Raw genomic sequence first — 13,118 nt, forward strand, 5'->3', positions numbered from 1 at the left:
TTCAGAGATCCTGTCGCTTGCGCCATTTCGGACGAATAACTGCGATGTATTACTGACCGTAAATATCGAAGTTGAAGTATTTGTCCTGGATTTGCTTGTACTTGCCGTTTTCACGCAGAGCCGTGATAGCAGCGTTGATCTTGTCTTTCAGGGCGTCGCCCTTGCGCACTGCGATACCCACGCCATCACCAAAGTATTTAACGTCGGTAAATGCCGGGCCTGCGAATGCGTAGCCTTTGCCAGCCGGGGTTTTCAGGAAACCGTCGTCCAGCAGGGTGGCGTCTGCAACGGTGCCATCAAGACGGCCCGCTTCTACGTCCAGGTAGATTTCGTTCTGCGAACCGTAAGGCACTACGACTGCACCTTTAGGTGCCAGAACTTCCTTGGCGAAACGGTCGTGGATCGAACCGCGCTGTACGCCGATTTTCTTGCCTTTGAGCTCATCCAGGCTGTCGCTGACCACAGTACCTTCCTTCATTACCAGGCGAGCCGGGGTCAGGTAGTACTTGTTGGTGAAATCGACAGACTTCTTGCGGTCTTCGGTGATGGACATCGAGGACAGGATCGCGTCGATTTTGCGTACTTTAAGCGCAGGGATCAGACCATCAAATTCTTGCTCGACCCACACACATTTGACCTGCATCTGCTCACACAGCGCATTACCGATGTCGTAGTCAAAACCTACGATACTGCCATCCGGGGCTTTGGAAGCAAACGGAGGGTAAGCGGCTTCAATACCAATCTTCAGAGGTTTTTCAGCAGCAAAAGCCTGCAGGGACAGCACGGACAGTGCCAGGGCGCCAAGAAGCACGAGTTTCTTCATCTTAGGACTCCATCGGTAAGGGCAATAAAAGCAGAGTGAGCCTAAGCCCAATATGCGGAGGTTAAACCGGGAATGCGGCGCAACGTCCTACTGGCGTTGAGCTGAAATCAGCACAACAACGACGAGCGAGTGATCGGCATTCTAACGACAGGCTTCAAGCCGTTATTTCTTCAATGCGACAACTAATTACAGATGCATCGAAAAAGGCGGTCTTGGGTGTTGACAACTCTTCAAATAAATGCAAGAGGAAAAGACGTAGAACCTATAGAAGCTGCAAATAGCGGGCCTATTATTCGCAAACCCTTCTATTCCGGCAAGTGCAGCGTTTCATCTTATTTTATAGCGGGTCAAATAGGGCTCTAAAACGGTGCTTTGGGTGTCGGAATGCCCCGTTGCTGTGCAGCCGGTTACATATGCGGTAACACTCCCTCCAACACTTCTCCTGTCGCCGCTGCCGCAGGCAGCGATTTAAATTCAAAGCGAAGGCCCTGCGCCCCTTATCGCAGCCTTCGGCAGCGGCTACAAGACCATTAATAAAAAACCCCGCCAGGCAGCGCCGGGCGGGGCTCGATGACAATGAAAGCGCGTTACGCGACCTTCATGCTCTTGTGGGTTTCGATCAGATGTTGCACCACACCCGGATCGGCCAAGGTCGAAATATCGCCAAGACCGTCATACTCACCGGTAGCGATCTTGCGCAGGATCCGGCGCATGATTTTGCCCGAGCGGGTTTTCGGCAGGCCCGGCGCCCACTGGATCACATCCGGCGAGGCAATTGGACCGATCTCCTTGCGCACCCAGTTTTTCAACTCAAGGCGCAACGCTTCACTCGGTTCTTCGCCACCATTGAGGGTGACGTAGACATAGATCCCCTGCCCCTTGATGTCATGCGGCACGCCAACCACTGCAGCTTCAGCGACTTTAGGGTGCGCCACCATCGCGCTTTCGATTTCAGCCGTACCCATCCGGTGTCCGGACACGTTCAGTACGTCATCTACACGACCGGTGATCCAGTAGTAGCCATCCTCGTCGCGACGCGCGCCGTCACCGGTGAAGTACATGCCACGGAAGGTCTTGAAGTAGGTGTCGACGAATCGATCATGATCGCCATACAAGGTCCGCGCCTGCCCCGGCCACGAATCAAGAATCACCAGGTTACCCTCGGCAGCGCCCTCGATCAGGTTGCCCAGGTTATCCACCAGCCCCGGCACCACACCGAAGAACGGACGTGCAGCAGAGCCCGGCTTGAGCGCATGCGCACCCGGCAGCGGGCTCATCATGCAAGCCCCGGTCTCGGTCTGCCACCAGGTATCCACGATTGGGCAGCGCTGTTTGCCGACCGTTGTGTAGTACCAGTTCCAGGCCTCAGGGTTGATTGGCTCACCCACCGAACCCAGCAGGCGCAGGCTGGAGCCGTCGAAATCCTTAACCGCTGCCTGACCTTCAGCCATCATGGCGCGAATGGCGGTTGGCGCGGTGTAGAGAATGTTGACCTTGTGCTTGTCGACAATTTTCGACACACGGGTGATGTCCGGATAGTTCGGCACACCTTCAAACAGCAACGTGGTCGCGCCGTTGGCCAACGGCCCGTAAACGATATAGGTGTGACCGGTTACCCAGCCCACGTCCGCCGTGCACCAGTAAACCTCGCCAGGACGGTAATCGAACACGCGCTCGTGGGTCATGGCCGCATACAGCAGGTAGCCACCCGTGGTGTGCTGCACACCCTTGGGCTTGCCGGTTGAGCCCGAGGTATAAAGGATGAACAAGGCTTCTTCGGCGCCCATTTCTTTCGGCGCGCAGTGCTTCGAGGCCACAGCCATCAAGTCGTGGTACCAGATATCACGGTGCTTGTACCAGGCAATGTCGCCGCCGGTGCGTTTGAACACGATAATCTTCTGCACGCTCGAGGTGTCAGGGTTGGTCAGTGCCACATCGACATTGGCCTTGAGTGCCGTGCGTTTGCCGCCGCGCAGACCTTCGTCTGCAGTGATCACCACCTTGGACTTGCAGTCGATGATTCGCCCGGCCAGCGCCTCGGGCGAGAAGCCACCAAACACTACCGAGTGAATTGCGCCAATGCGGGTACACGCCAGCATGGCGACCACGGCTTCAGGCACCATCGGCATATAGATAGTGACAACGTCACCACGGTGTACATCCTGACCGCGCAAGGCGTTGGCCAGCTTGCACACTTCTTCGTGCAATTCGCGGTAGGTGATGTTGCGCTGCTCGGAAGGGTCGTCGCCCTCCCAAATGATCGCTACCTGATCGCCGCGCTCGGCAAGGTGGCGGTCCAGGCAGTTATAGGAAACGTTGAGGGTGCCGTCGGCGAACCATTTGATATCGACATGGTGATCGTCGAAGGAGGTCTGCTTGACGGTAGTAAAAGGCTTGATCCAGTCGAGACGCTTTGCTTGTTCGCGCCAGAAGCCATCCGGGTTGACGACGGACTGCTGGTACATCGCCTTGTAGGTCGCCTCGTCAGTCAGCGTATTAGCAGCGACTTCAGGGCGTACGGGATACAGGGAAGCGGCACTCATGTTTCATACCTCAATGCTTGTAGTTGTTGTTTTATGACCCTGTTTTAGCCGGGCCAGGCCGTGAGATCCATTCGACGTTGGTAGTAAGAAACACGCAGAAAAATCATGGTTTTTCTGCGCAAGGCTCAAGACCGGTACTTACAGCGTCTTACTGCTCAACGCTCACCTTGCAAACGTCAAAAAAGAGCCCTGTTTTCGACGATTGTTGCAGAAACTGTCAATAGTCTTTATCAAAACTCCCTCTATATGCCCGGACGACACAGGCCTAAAATTCATCTCGCCAACCAAGGCACCGCGATTAACCCAAGTTACAGCCCCCACGAAGGCAAGTTTAATCGCTCTTCATTACTCGGTTTCACACGTAGCCTCACAAGGGCTGCGTGACCCCTCTCGACCTAAAACAGGTAATTTTGAAATGAAAGCGTTGTTAGTTCTGGCCCTGAGCAGTGTGTGTTTGACCGCCATGGCTGATGAAGTTAACGCACATGCTGCACATCAGCAGCCTGCCGTTGAACAGTATTCCTACTCGTCCGAACTGGATATCGCCAAAGTTATTTCCATGAGCGAAATCCCCAGCGTTTGCGAAGTCGTACCGGCCCAAATGGTCTACGAAGACTCGCAGGGCATGCAACACACCCTTGAGTACCGCGTAATGGGCAACGGTTGTTCCAACGGCTGATTAACGGCTCCCGATTTATTCCAGCGTTAATTAACTCACTTGTTAAAGCGATCCAACACGGCTCTTCTTGCAACTATCAACGTAACTTTATCGCCCTTGAAAAGTTGCCTGCCTGCGCCTGTATCGCACGGGAATTATTAAATGAAACGTTCATTGATTGTGGCTTTCAGTTTGTCCGTCCTAGCCAGCACCGCATTTGCCGCCGACGGTTATGACCGCACACACGCAGCCACCTTTACCGAAGACGGTTACAACAGCACTCGCTCGGCCAGTTTTGCCGAAGATGGCTACGACAACACCCGCTCGGCCAGCTTTGCCGAAGATGGTTACGACAACACCCGCTCGGCCAGCTTTGCCGAGGATGGCTACGACAACACCCGCTCGGCCGCCTTTGCCGAAGACGGTTACGACCGCACCAACGGCCATCGCCTCAGCTAACACCGCATCGACTCGACGCCCGGTTTCGGCCGGGCTTGGTCTGCCCCGCGTCAAAGCCCGCCTCATTCCCGCTCAAGCCCCAGGTCATTTGACCGCTTCGGCCCCTGGTAAAAAAACTTCTGCCCCGGTGAACCCGCGCTCAGCCGCAGCCATGCTTAAGCCCAACACAAATTTAGGGCGTTTCGTCGCATGCTCTAAAAAAATACTGGCTGAAATACCTTGTGCAAAAGCCGTATACTGCAGCCACCAAAAAGGCTTGAAATATCCCCTTGCCGGGCTATAAAACCACGCTGCTACGACCTCAAGGTCCAGGGTGAGTGCAGGTACGACCTCCTCCCCTGAGCGACAGCGGTACAAGCCACCGTACACATTCATGTTTTTGCGTGAGCACAACGCTACTGCAAGCAACATTTCTTAGATCCAAGTGGCCTATGGCCGTGTAAAAAACAAACCATCAGTGTTTTCACACGGCTATCAGGCCCTCACGCAGGAGACGACACGTCATGCTGAGCTGGGACGAATTCGACAAAGAAGACGAAGGCGAAGTCGCCGTTAAAGGCGCCAACGCTGGCCACGCCACCGAAGCCAACATGGACCGCCTCGACGCCGCTGGCGGTGTTGCAGCCCAGGAAGCCCGTGCAGTTACAGCCAACGACTCGGCTGCGATCATTCGCGCCAAGGCCGCTCTGGACAACCTCGACATCGCTGAAGGTCTGGCCGAACTCGAAGGCGCTTCCGCCCGTGTTGCGGTTGACGAAAAGATGATGATCAACTGCCGCGCCGACCTCAACCAGCTCGTACCGTTCAAGTACGACTGGGCGTGGCAGAAGTACCTCGACGGCTGCGCAAACCACTGGATGCCGCAAGAAGTCAACATGACCGCCGACATCGCCCTCTGGAAAAATCCGGAAGGCCTGACCGACGACGAGCGTCGCATCGTGATGCGCAACCTGGGCTTCTTCTCCACAGCCGACTCCCTGGTTGCCAACAACCTGGTACTGGCCGTATACCGCCTGATTACCAACCCGGAGTGCCGCCAGTACATCCTGCGCCAGGCATTCGAAGAGGCGATCCACACCCACGCCTACCAGTACTGCATCGAATCGCTGGCCATGGATGAAGGCGAGATCTTCAACATGTACCACGAGATCCCGTCGGTCGCTAAAAAAGCCACCTGGGGCCTGAAGTACACCCGTTCGATCTCCGATCCGAAGTTCGAAACCGGCACCGTCGAAACCGACAAGGAACTGCTGCGCAACCTGATCGCCTACTACTGCGTTCTGGAAGGCATCTTCTTCTACTGCGGCTTCACGCAGATCCTGTCGATGGGCCGTCGCAACAAAATGACCGGTGTTGCCGAGCAGTTCCAGTACATCCTGCGCGACGAATCCATGCACCTGAACTTCGGCATCGACGTGATCAACCAGATCAAAATCGAAAACCCGCACCTGTGGGACGCTGAAATGAAGGAAGAAGCTTCGCAGATGATCCTGCAAGGCACCCAGCTGGAAATCGAATACGCACGCGACACCATGCCGCGCGGCGTACTGGGCATGAACGCAGCGATGATGGAGGACTACCTCAAGTTCATCGCCAACCGTCGCCTGTCGCAGATCGGCCTGAAAGAAGAATACCCGGGCACCACCAACCCGTTCCCATGGATGAGCGAAATCATGGACTTGAAGAAAGAGAAAAACTTCTTCGAAACGCGGGTTATTGAATACCAAACCGGCGGCGCGTTGAGCTGGGATTGATACGGGGGCTTGATTCAAGCCATTCGTAACAAGCAAAAAGGGCCAACAATTGTTGGCCCTTTTTTTGTGCACGTTGTTCCGACATAAATGACCTCCCTCCTTGCAAATTTCAGACTCACCCAGTGAAAATATACCTTTCATCTTTTTGTGTTTTATTCCCCTTTATGAAACTCAAAAATTCAGAATCCGCCTGCCATAACGCAGCCAACTTCGTGAAGGACTTGCCAGCAGGTTCCAGGCTGCTAAGTTCATCAACAGCCACAGCCCACCAAAGATACTTGCAAGTATCAAGATAAGAAGAACGATCAGCCTGCTTACCCAATAGATAGAACTTGGCTACCTTTCGGGAAGTAGAGCATTGCCCCCTGAACCTCCATCTAAGCTGTAAGCGATTGCGCAGCGAGTTATTTGGAAGCCGGTCGGGAACAGCAAATGTCGCTCTTGGCAAGTCATCGCGATAGCCCTCGCCCTGCTCTTCGAAAAACGCCTGGTACATTGCATGGTGATAGCGCTTCACCGAGAAATAGTGATTGATGCAGTCATTGGCCTCGACGACTTTCCGACCGGCCAACATAAATGACATCGCGATTTGCTCAATCGTAAGGAGCGTTGCGCCATGATGAGTCCATTGATCAATCAAACTGATGGCCCCCTCGAGAAGATCCCCGTTGGCCTTGGTCATCCCGCAAATTCCGCTATTGAACAGCCTCAAGGCAGGTACGGGTACTTTATTTTCACCCTTGAGATGTGTAACGAGTGCGCTGAACTCCGAGCGCCGGGAAGCTTCGTCCCAATACCACTCAAACTCATCCATCAAAAACTGATCATCAGTGACGCGTTTGAACAGTTGAGCAGGGTCTTTGAAAAAAACCGTATCGGTATCAGTGAAAATAGTTTTGCCAGCAAGCGCAACACCTGCCTGGATGGCGCAAGCCTTGCGCCGATGATAATAACCGCCTGCACCTTGCCAGGCATCCAGTGTCATAGCGTCCAGAGGCAACACTGTGATTGGCCAGCCATCAAACGCCTCGGGTTGGTCAGTCATCAGCGTAATCGTAAAGTCCGCTGAAACCTTCCTGTGGCGTAGCGCCGACAAAATACTGAACTTCGCCTCATGCCGATAAACAGCCTTGTCGCCATACAGCAGATACAGGAGTTGATTGGTAGCGAGGGCGGGATGAATTGCAGATTGAGTCATTTCTTCCGGTACCGCTATTTCAGATAAGGGGGCACATTCAAACAGGCATCATCCGACTACCAAAAAACCTTTTTCAGGGTTTCTGTTGTGTCTCGGCGTAGTGATCACTCAATCCCGAACAGTCATGCTGATGCCCTTCCATAATTCGTTAATCTGGTTGTGGGATTAACTCGTAAGCAAGAGCGTCCGAATGTCCCTGAACGGGAGTAAGTTTTAGGTTTATTTGAAATAAAAGATTTAAGAAGTTTCTGATCTCGGCGAAGAAATTTCTCTACTTACATAATCTTGTGGCTGGAGTCCTAAGTTCTGTACGAAAAATATTGTCGTAAACACCGCATGGCACAAAGTGTAGTGGTCTAATGAAACCGGCCCCCCATTTAGGCTAGAATGCTCGCCAGATCGAGGTGTCAGATGACCAAACAACGCCGTTCCTTTTCCGCTGAATTCAAACGCGAGGCTGCCGACCTCGTACTCAAGCAAAAACTACAGCTACATCGAAGCCAGCCGTTCACTCGGTGTCGGTGAGTCGGCACTACGCCGTTGGGTTGACCAAGTTCAGAAGGAACGCCAAGGCGTTACCCCGCAGAGCAAAGCGCTGACCCCGGAACAGCAGAAAATTCAGGAGTTGGAAGCTCGTATCGCTCGACTTGAGCGAGAGAAATCCATCCTAAAAAAGGCTACCGCGCTCTTGATGTCGGAAGATCACGAGCGTTCGCGCTGATTGACCAACTGAGCGTCCACGAGCCGGTTGATTGGCTGTGCAAGGTGTTTGAAGTCACCCGCTCGTGTTTCTACGCTCAGCGTCTCAGTCGCCGGACTCCTGATGTTGAGTGGCTTCGGCTGCACAGTCGGGTCAATGAACTGTTCACGCAAAGTCGCAGCGCTGCGGGCAGCCGCAGCATCTTGGCGATGATGCGTGATGACGGTGAGCAACTGGGCCGATTCAAGGTACGTAGCTTAATGCGCGAACTTGAGCTTGTGAGCAAACAGCCAGGTTCTCATGCGTACAAACGAGCAACGGTCGAACGGCTGGATATCTCGAATACATTGAATCGGGAGTTCGATGTTCCTGCGCCCAACCAGGTCTGGCGCGGCGACATCACTTACATCTGGGCTCAAGGTAAATGGCACTACCTGGCTGTTGTGCTGGATCTTTGCGCGCGCCGGGTGGTGGGTTGGGCGTTGTCGGAAAAGCCGGACGCCGAGCTGGTTATTAAGGCGCTGGATATGGCCTATGAGCAACGTGGAAGACCTCAGGGGCTGCTGCTTCACTCGGATCAAGGGTCGCAGTATGCGAGCCGTTAATTCCGCCAGCGGCTCTGGCGTTAGCGAATGCGCCAGAGCATGAGTCGCCGAGGAAATTGTTGGGACAATGCGCCAATGGAGCGTGTGTTTCGGAGCCTGAAAACTGAATGGATACCAACCACGGGCTACCGAACGGCCCAAGAGGACCAACGCGACATCAGTCATTTTTTGATGCATCGGTACAACTGGATTCGGCCCCATCAATTCAACGCTGGGCTCGCGCAAGCTCAAGCCGAGAAAAAATTTAACGTCGTGTCCGGGATTAGTTGACCACTACACAGCGACTAAGGGGAAGGAGTAATCGAAAGGCGATAGATCTGTGTATTACAAAGGTAATACACCGCACATCCGTGTTTATTGGGCGAACCCTGTGTTTTGTATTACAAATGTATAGCAGCGCCTAGAAGGCAGAAATCGGATAACTAATTGATGCATATAGAAAATACTCACCTCGCAAGAGGTGCGTATTGTGTATTGAGATTTTGCTCCGGTTAAGGAGCAAAATTTCATACAGTAAAAGGACGTATTGAGCAGGTAGACCGTAGGTCGTCAGGCTATGAGACAAAAGGACTACACAAAGGGTACAGTTTGAGTACAAGAAGACTACAGGATGGGTGCAGGAAGGCGGCAAAAAGGGTGCAAAACACCGGCGCAAGGCCGGTGTCGATAGTGCTTGATCAAGTTGGGTATATTGAAAACTACATCTGTCGAATATCAGATAAAAAATCATAAAATTCTTTTTCTGTCATCTCAAACTCTGGCCCTTCGACCATTGCCATTAGTGACAACAACGCAATGTCTAAAGCTTTTGTGAGAGAAAGGTTTGGATCTTGGTAAATATCAAGTGCCTCTTTTGATATTTTAAAAATATCAAATCCATGAGCAACTACTCTTCCAAGTCTGTCAGCCACTATGTCTTCCATGCTCATTGCTGCCCCCAACTCTTTAGCTCTGCTCCGGTCGGAGGGTAGTGCTGAGCATCAACCGGCTGCCCATTAATACTTTTAGGGTGGACACGGATTACTTCTCCTGCACGGTCATAGCTTTCCATCCATTGCCTCGTACTGCCCGTTTTAGGATCAAACTCCGTGGCGAAAGAAGCACCCCTAGTAGGTCCTTCTGTCCTTGCAGGAACCTCTTGTGTGTAGTAACGAAACGGCCATCAGGCAGTATTCTAGTGACCGCTGCTGTCTCTTGAGCTTTTTGTAGTCCTGATAGTTTCGCTCTCAATGCAGCTTGGGCATTTGCACTTGTGGCTTCAGTAGCTACAACTTCTCCCGTTGTAGCAGTAGCTTTTGCACCAAAGGAACAATCAGACTTTACATACCAAACCTACATCCACCGTAGCTAGAGCAAAATCGTTTTTCTCTGGAATGAAAAACTCAACCTCATAGGCCGAGGGCTGATCAGCACTGCCATGTACAATAACAATTGTGCCTTCGGCCCCTTCGGGTATAAAGACGTCATCTCCAGTAATTATTTTGGCCTCTACCCCTTCCCGGAGAAGAACGACATCATTTTCGCGAAATATATTCATTTTTTTGCCGGAATTCCTGTTACAAGGCGAAGGGTACCTGAGCCGTCTTTTAAAAATACGAAAGGTACGTCAATGGTTCTCCCATTAGTCCCGACAATAGGGATTGTCCTGCTCGAAAGTCTGACCATATTGAGTTGTTTTTATCACCACAGTCTTCGCTTCATTAAATTGAATCTGCGACGCCAACACCTCCCAATTATTCTTGTCAAAGCCAAGAGCCTGCTGAAACCAAGTGGCTTTGGTTTGGTTCTGAGGGTGCCCTGCGTCAAGTAGGTACCCCTGCAATTTACTCTGCAGGTTAGCAGTATCAAAGCCAGCGTCAATTGCACCACCTGTCGCTTTTGCACCTACTTATAGAGCTGGAATTGATCAGAGGATAATGCCAACTGTGCAACTGTTCGCCCCTGGTCGTCACAAAACTCTATTTCATACCCCTCAACTGGCTGACCATAGGTCTCAATAATCGCCCCCTTCATACCTGCCCGCAACCCCTCCTCCGGAATATCCTCGATTAACACAACCACATCAAAAAGCGAATAACCCACCTTATACTCCTTACTTGACATAGAGGATCGTCATCCTAGGTGTGGCAGAACCCGGACCATATATCCAGCCTGTACGGACAGTTGCCGTATTACCGTTTGGCCCAGTTATTGGCATATCTATAGTTATACGCTGACCAAATTTATCAGAAGCGCCTAACTTCGCAGGATACAGCATTGCACCCTCCTGTACTTTTGTTATTAAACTGGCAGCATTCGTTTGATTGTAGCCCAAGGCCGACTCAAAGACCTTTGCTTTGTTACCGCCAACAGGGTGCGCTGTGTTCAATGCATAAGATGTCACTTTGCTCGGATCAATAACCGCTTTTTCTGCATTTACCAACCGGCCAGATGCTTGGGTCTGAATGACAGCCTCTGCGTGAGTGTAATTTTTCCAGTTACCTGTTGGGCCTGCTAGAGGAGTCCGCGGCACGGTAGCAGCTACCTCGCCGGTTGCTTTTGCACCAACTTAATTATTCTTACATTTCACGCCGCCTGAATACCCAAACCCCATCATCAAGTATCGTCTCCGAGGCATATAACCGCAAACATTTCACTATAACCGTCCAATTTTCCTCGTAATCAGCAAGCACCTCAGTTTCAACACAGGAGGCAGATTCGAAATCATCTTCGCCGATTTCACCGTCGAAATAGAATCTAATATTCAAAAACAATTCCGATACTGAAAAAATAACAGCACGAAGCCTCCCCGACACTTCTCCTAACAATGCCCTCTGAATACTTAGACGGGCCATCACGATTGCGTTATCAATAGAGCACATTATTCACGGCCTCGCTGGCACAATGTGGATACCATCCTTAGAGTAGTGAATTATTCCATTCGCAGTAGGTGTTGCCACGCCTGCTCCATCTATATAAGCCCCTATAGGCCCACCAAAATTCACCCTTTCTTTCGAGCCTGACAGGCCAACTGGAATATTACCGACCTGTTGTCCAGTCCCAGCACTTTCGGCAAGCTTTCGGGAGTCACTTGTCAAAACACTACGGCCTGGGGTGTACGAATTATGACCTGAAAAATGCTTCTCTTGGGCACTCCATTTAACAGCCGGTACCTCTTTTGCACCTACCCAGGAATAATTTTCAACTCACTCCATAGTGGTTTCAGCCCTAGACTTTCCATATAAGTCCCATAGTCGAAAAAGGCCCTAACGCCAATGTCTTCGTATAAAAACCATGAGGCCTCGCACTCTTGACATACGAACAAGCAAGTGCCGTCAGCTATAATTTTAGCCTTGACAATATCTCCCTGCTCACACCGTGGACACAACATATAAAACTTCTCTATTTCACAGGATAGGCGGTAATGACCTGACTGGTCCCAGGCCGAACAATAATTTTAATACTCGTTTCTCCCGAAGTACCAATCGCTCGGCCCATCGGGACAACATATGCACCCGGATCACCTACTACATGACTACCTTTCTTGAGCCATGCTTCATCGACAGCGCCTAAAATCTCTTTTCTGTCCATACTAAAGACGCTATGTGTTGTCTTGGCCGGATTCGGCTCCGCATGCTCTAAAACATGCAAAACTCTGTTTCCTTGAACCGATCCTTGTCCATAGTCTAGACCAGCTGGAGTTGTCCAAGTCCGGGTAGCCTTGTCAAACGTTAGCTCTACTGCACCACCTGTTACTTTTGCACCAACTCAATACCCGGCTTCTCTAAACTGGCCCCCAATATCCTTGAAAAGGAGCTTGAGGGGAAACCAATCTCCACGTTTCATTTGACACTATGCACTTGAACCATTTTTCTTCAAATCCTGGCCCCGCATAGCTGTCCTGAACAGGAGTCTGCTCTGTAATCCCAGATTTAACCTGTTCGGTGATCCAGGCAGAAAATCGTTCATACTCCCTAGGAGATGAAAACCCCTCTATAACTTCCCAATTACACTCATTCATTGCTTTATCCAAGAAGTGTCAATTTTGAAATCTTTCGGAAACAGCACCTGGTTACCACCCCCAACTAGTCCACCTTGAGGAGCAGCTACGCCTTCAAAATACTTAGTTCCTATAGAAACTTCAATTTTGACCACCTTTGTAGCAGTATTCCCCCATTCGGGTTTCAAAGCGCTGTCAATAATCGACTGGACAGGGCCTGCTGGCTTTGTCGCTGTCCAATAGCCACCTAGCTCCTGCGCAGTCCCACCATAAACACGATACAACGTGGTCGGTTGTTGAGTAACGACCTCTGAGTACGTACCGCCACGAAATGTGTCCGCGATTCCTTTCGGTAACGGGCCCTGATTCATAGGCCCAAACTCGGTAATTACCTTAGTT

The 13,118-nt window shown here is 51.5% G+C and carries 14 protein-coding genes and 2 pseudogenes; 4 read left to right on the forward strand and 12 right to left on the reverse strand.

The window, feature by feature from the left end:
* Positions 1 to 49: 49 nt before the first annotated feature.
* Both U5A05_RS18360 and acs read right to left on the reverse strand, forming a co-directional pair.
* Complete coding sequence (locus U5A05_RS18360; RefSeq protein WP_261739322.1) at positions 50 to 823, reverse strand: ABC transporter substrate-binding protein; 774 nt, start codon at positions 821 to 823, stop codon at positions 50 to 52.
* Between the two features lie 587 nt (positions 824 to 1,410).
* Complete coding sequence (gene acs, locus U5A05_RS18365; protein WP_261739323.1) at positions 1,411 to 3,366, reverse strand: acetate--CoA ligase; 1,956 nt, start codon at positions 3,364 to 3,366, stop codon at positions 1,411 to 1,413.
* A 415-nt stretch (positions 3,367 to 3,781) separates the two neighbouring features.
* Here acs and U5A05_RS18370 point away from each other — a divergent pair, with 415 nt between their 5' ends.
* Positions 3,782 to 4,045 (forward strand): DUF2790 domain-containing protein, encoded by a 264-nt coding sequence (locus tag U5A05_RS18370; RefSeq protein WP_261739324.1) that lies wholly within the window; start codon positions 3,782 to 3,784, stop codon positions 4,043 to 4,045.
* Between the two features lie 141 nt (positions 4,046 to 4,186).
* The gene (locus U5A05_RS18375) at positions 4,187 to 4,483 is read left to right on the forward strand and encodes a hypothetical protein (protein WP_261739325.1); all 297 of its coding nucleotides are present in this window, start codon (positions 4,187 to 4,189) and stop codon (positions 4,481 to 4,483) included.
* An 84-nt stretch (positions 4,484 to 4,567) separates the two neighbouring features.
* Here the strand turns inward: U5A05_RS18375 and U5A05_RS18380 are convergent, their stop codons facing one another.
* Positions 4,568 to 4,894, reverse strand: coding sequence for a hypothetical protein (locus U5A05_RS18380; RefSeq protein ID WP_261739326.1), 327 nt, complete (start codon positions 4,892 to 4,894; stop codon positions 4,568 to 4,570).
* Between the two features lie 92 nt (positions 4,895 to 4,986).
* Here U5A05_RS18380 and U5A05_RS18385 point away from each other — a divergent pair, with 92 nt between their 5' ends.
* The gene (locus U5A05_RS18385) at positions 4,987 to 6,237 is read left to right on the forward strand and encodes a ribonucleotide-diphosphate reductase subunit beta (RefSeq protein WP_261739327.1); all 1,251 of its coding nucleotides are present in this window, start codon (positions 4,987 to 4,989) and stop codon (positions 6,235 to 6,237) included.
* A gap of 115 nt (positions 6,238 to 6,352) precedes the next feature.
* On the opposite strand, the gene U5A05_RS18390 is transcribed toward U5A05_RS18385, so the two are convergent.
* On the reverse strand, positions 6,353 to 7,435 hold the full coding sequence (locus U5A05_RS18390) for a hypothetical protein (RefSeq protein ID WP_321834253.1): 1,083 nt from the start codon (positions 7,433 to 7,435) through the stop codon (positions 6,353 to 6,355).
* Positions 7,436 to 7,846: 411 nt separating this feature from the next.
* Between U5A05_RS18390 and U5A05_RS18395 the strand changes: the two are divergent.
* Positions 7,847 to 9,010, forward strand: a pseudogene (locus U5A05_RS18395) (IS3 family transposase).
* Between the two features lie 428 nt (positions 9,011 to 9,438).
* Here the strand turns inward: U5A05_RS18395 and U5A05_RS18400 are convergent.
* From U5A05_RS18400 to U5A05_RS18420, 8 genes and pseudogenes are all read right to left on the reverse strand, one after another.
* Positions 9,439 to 9,669 carry a hypothetical protein gene (locus U5A05_RS18400; RefSeq protein ID WP_321834254.1) on the reverse strand — a complete coding sequence of 77 codons (231 nt, stop codon included), beginning with the start codon at positions 9,667 to 9,669 and terminating at the stop codon, positions 9,439 to 9,441.
* A gap of 383 nt (positions 9,670 to 10,052) precedes the next feature.
* Complete coding sequence (locus U5A05_RS18405; protein WP_321834255.1) at positions 10,053 to 10,277, reverse strand: hypothetical protein; 225 nt, start codon at positions 10,275 to 10,277, stop codon at positions 10,053 to 10,055.
* A gap of 84 nt (positions 10,278 to 10,361) precedes the next feature.
* Positions 10,362 to 10,562, reverse strand: coding sequence for a DUF6883 domain-containing protein (locus tag U5A05_RS24320; RefSeq protein ID WP_425262887.1), 201 nt, complete (start codon positions 10,560 to 10,562; stop codon positions 10,362 to 10,364).
* A 62-nt stretch (positions 10,563 to 10,624) separates the two neighbouring features.
* Complete coding sequence (locus tag U5A05_RS18410) at positions 10,625 to 10,822, reverse strand: DUF4926 domain-containing protein (RefSeq protein WP_321834256.1); 198 nt, start codon at positions 10,820 to 10,822, stop codon at positions 10,625 to 10,627.
* A 10-nt stretch (positions 10,823 to 10,832) separates the two neighbouring features.
* The gene (locus tag U5A05_RS18415) at positions 10,833 to 11,252 is read right to left on the reverse strand and encodes a DUF6883 domain-containing protein (protein WP_321834257.1); all 420 of its coding nucleotides are present in this window, start codon (positions 11,250 to 11,252) and stop codon (positions 10,833 to 10,835) included.
* A 46-nt stretch (positions 11,253 to 11,298) separates the two neighbouring features.
* Entirely contained in the window at positions 11,299 to 11,601 is a 303-nt protein-coding gene (locus tag U5A05_RS24380) for a MafI2 family immunity protein (protein WP_482218823.1), read from the reverse strand.
* Positions 11,602 to 11,604: 3 nt separating this feature from the next.
* Positions 11,605 to 11,862 (reverse strand): annotated as a pseudogene (locus tag U5A05_RS24325) (polymorphic toxin type 50 domain-containing protein); the annotation flags it as partial.
* Between the two features lie 874 nt (positions 11,863 to 12,736).
* The gene (locus tag U5A05_RS18420; RefSeq protein WP_321834258.1) at positions 12,737 to 13,090 is read right to left on the reverse strand and encodes a hypothetical protein; all 354 of its coding nucleotides are present in this window, start codon (positions 13,088 to 13,090) and stop codon (positions 12,737 to 12,739) included.
* Between the last annotated feature and the right edge of the window lie 28 nt (positions 13,091 to 13,118).

The sequence above is a fragment of the Pseudomonas kulmbachensis genome, from assembly GCF_963681935.1.
In the GTDB taxonomy this organism is placed as follows: domain Bacteria; phylum Pseudomonadota; class Gammaproteobacteria; order Pseudomonadales; family Pseudomonadaceae; genus Aquipseudomonas; species Aquipseudomonas kulmbachensis.

What these genes read in the sequence shown, in the direction of transcription:
- acs (WP_261739323.1), bottom strand. Translation starts at nt 3,366, where the DNA reads ATGAGTGCCGCTTCCCTGTATCCCGTACGCCCTGAAGTCGCTGCTAAT.
- U5A05_RS18405 (WP_321834255.1), bottom strand. Translation starts at nt 10,277, where the DNA reads ATGAATATATTTCGCGAAAATGATGTCGTTCTTCTCCGGGAAGGGGTA.
- U5A05_RS18370 (WP_261739324.1), top strand. Translation starts at nt 3,782, where the DNA reads ATGAAAGCGTTGTTAGTTCTGGCCCTGAGCAGTGTGTGTTTGACCGCC.
- U5A05_RS18400 (WP_321834254.1), bottom strand. Translation starts at nt 9,669, where the DNA reads ATGAGCATGGAAGACATAGTGGCTGACAGACTTGGAAGAGTAGTTGCT.
- U5A05_RS18390 (WP_321834253.1), bottom strand. Translation starts at nt 7,435, where the DNA reads ATGACTCAATCTGCAATTCATCCCGCCCTCGCTACCAATCAACTCCTG.
- U5A05_RS24380 (WP_482218823.1), bottom strand. Translation starts at nt 11,601, where the DNA reads ATGTGCTCTATTGATAACGCAATCGTGATGGCCCGTCTAAGTATTCAG.
- U5A05_RS18375 (WP_261739325.1), top strand. Translation starts at nt 4,187, where the DNA reads ATGAAACGTTCATTGATTGTGGCTTTCAGTTTGTCCGTCCTAGCCAGC.
- U5A05_RS18385 (WP_261739327.1), top strand. Translation starts at nt 4,987, where the DNA reads ATGCTGAGCTGGGACGAATTCGACAAAGAAGACGAAGGCGAAGTCGCC.
- U5A05_RS18380 (WP_261739326.1), bottom strand. Translation starts at nt 4,894, where the DNA reads ATGTTGCTTGCAGTAGCGTTGTGCTCACGCAAAAACATGAATGTGTAC.
- U5A05_RS18360 (WP_261739322.1), bottom strand. Translation starts at nt 823, where the DNA reads ATGAAGAAACTCGTGCTTCTTGGCGCCCTGGCACTGTCCGTGCTGTCC.
- U5A05_RS18420 (WP_321834258.1), bottom strand. Translation starts at nt 13,090, where the DNA reads ATGAATCAGGGCCCGTTACCGAAAGGAATCGCGGACACATTTCGTGGC.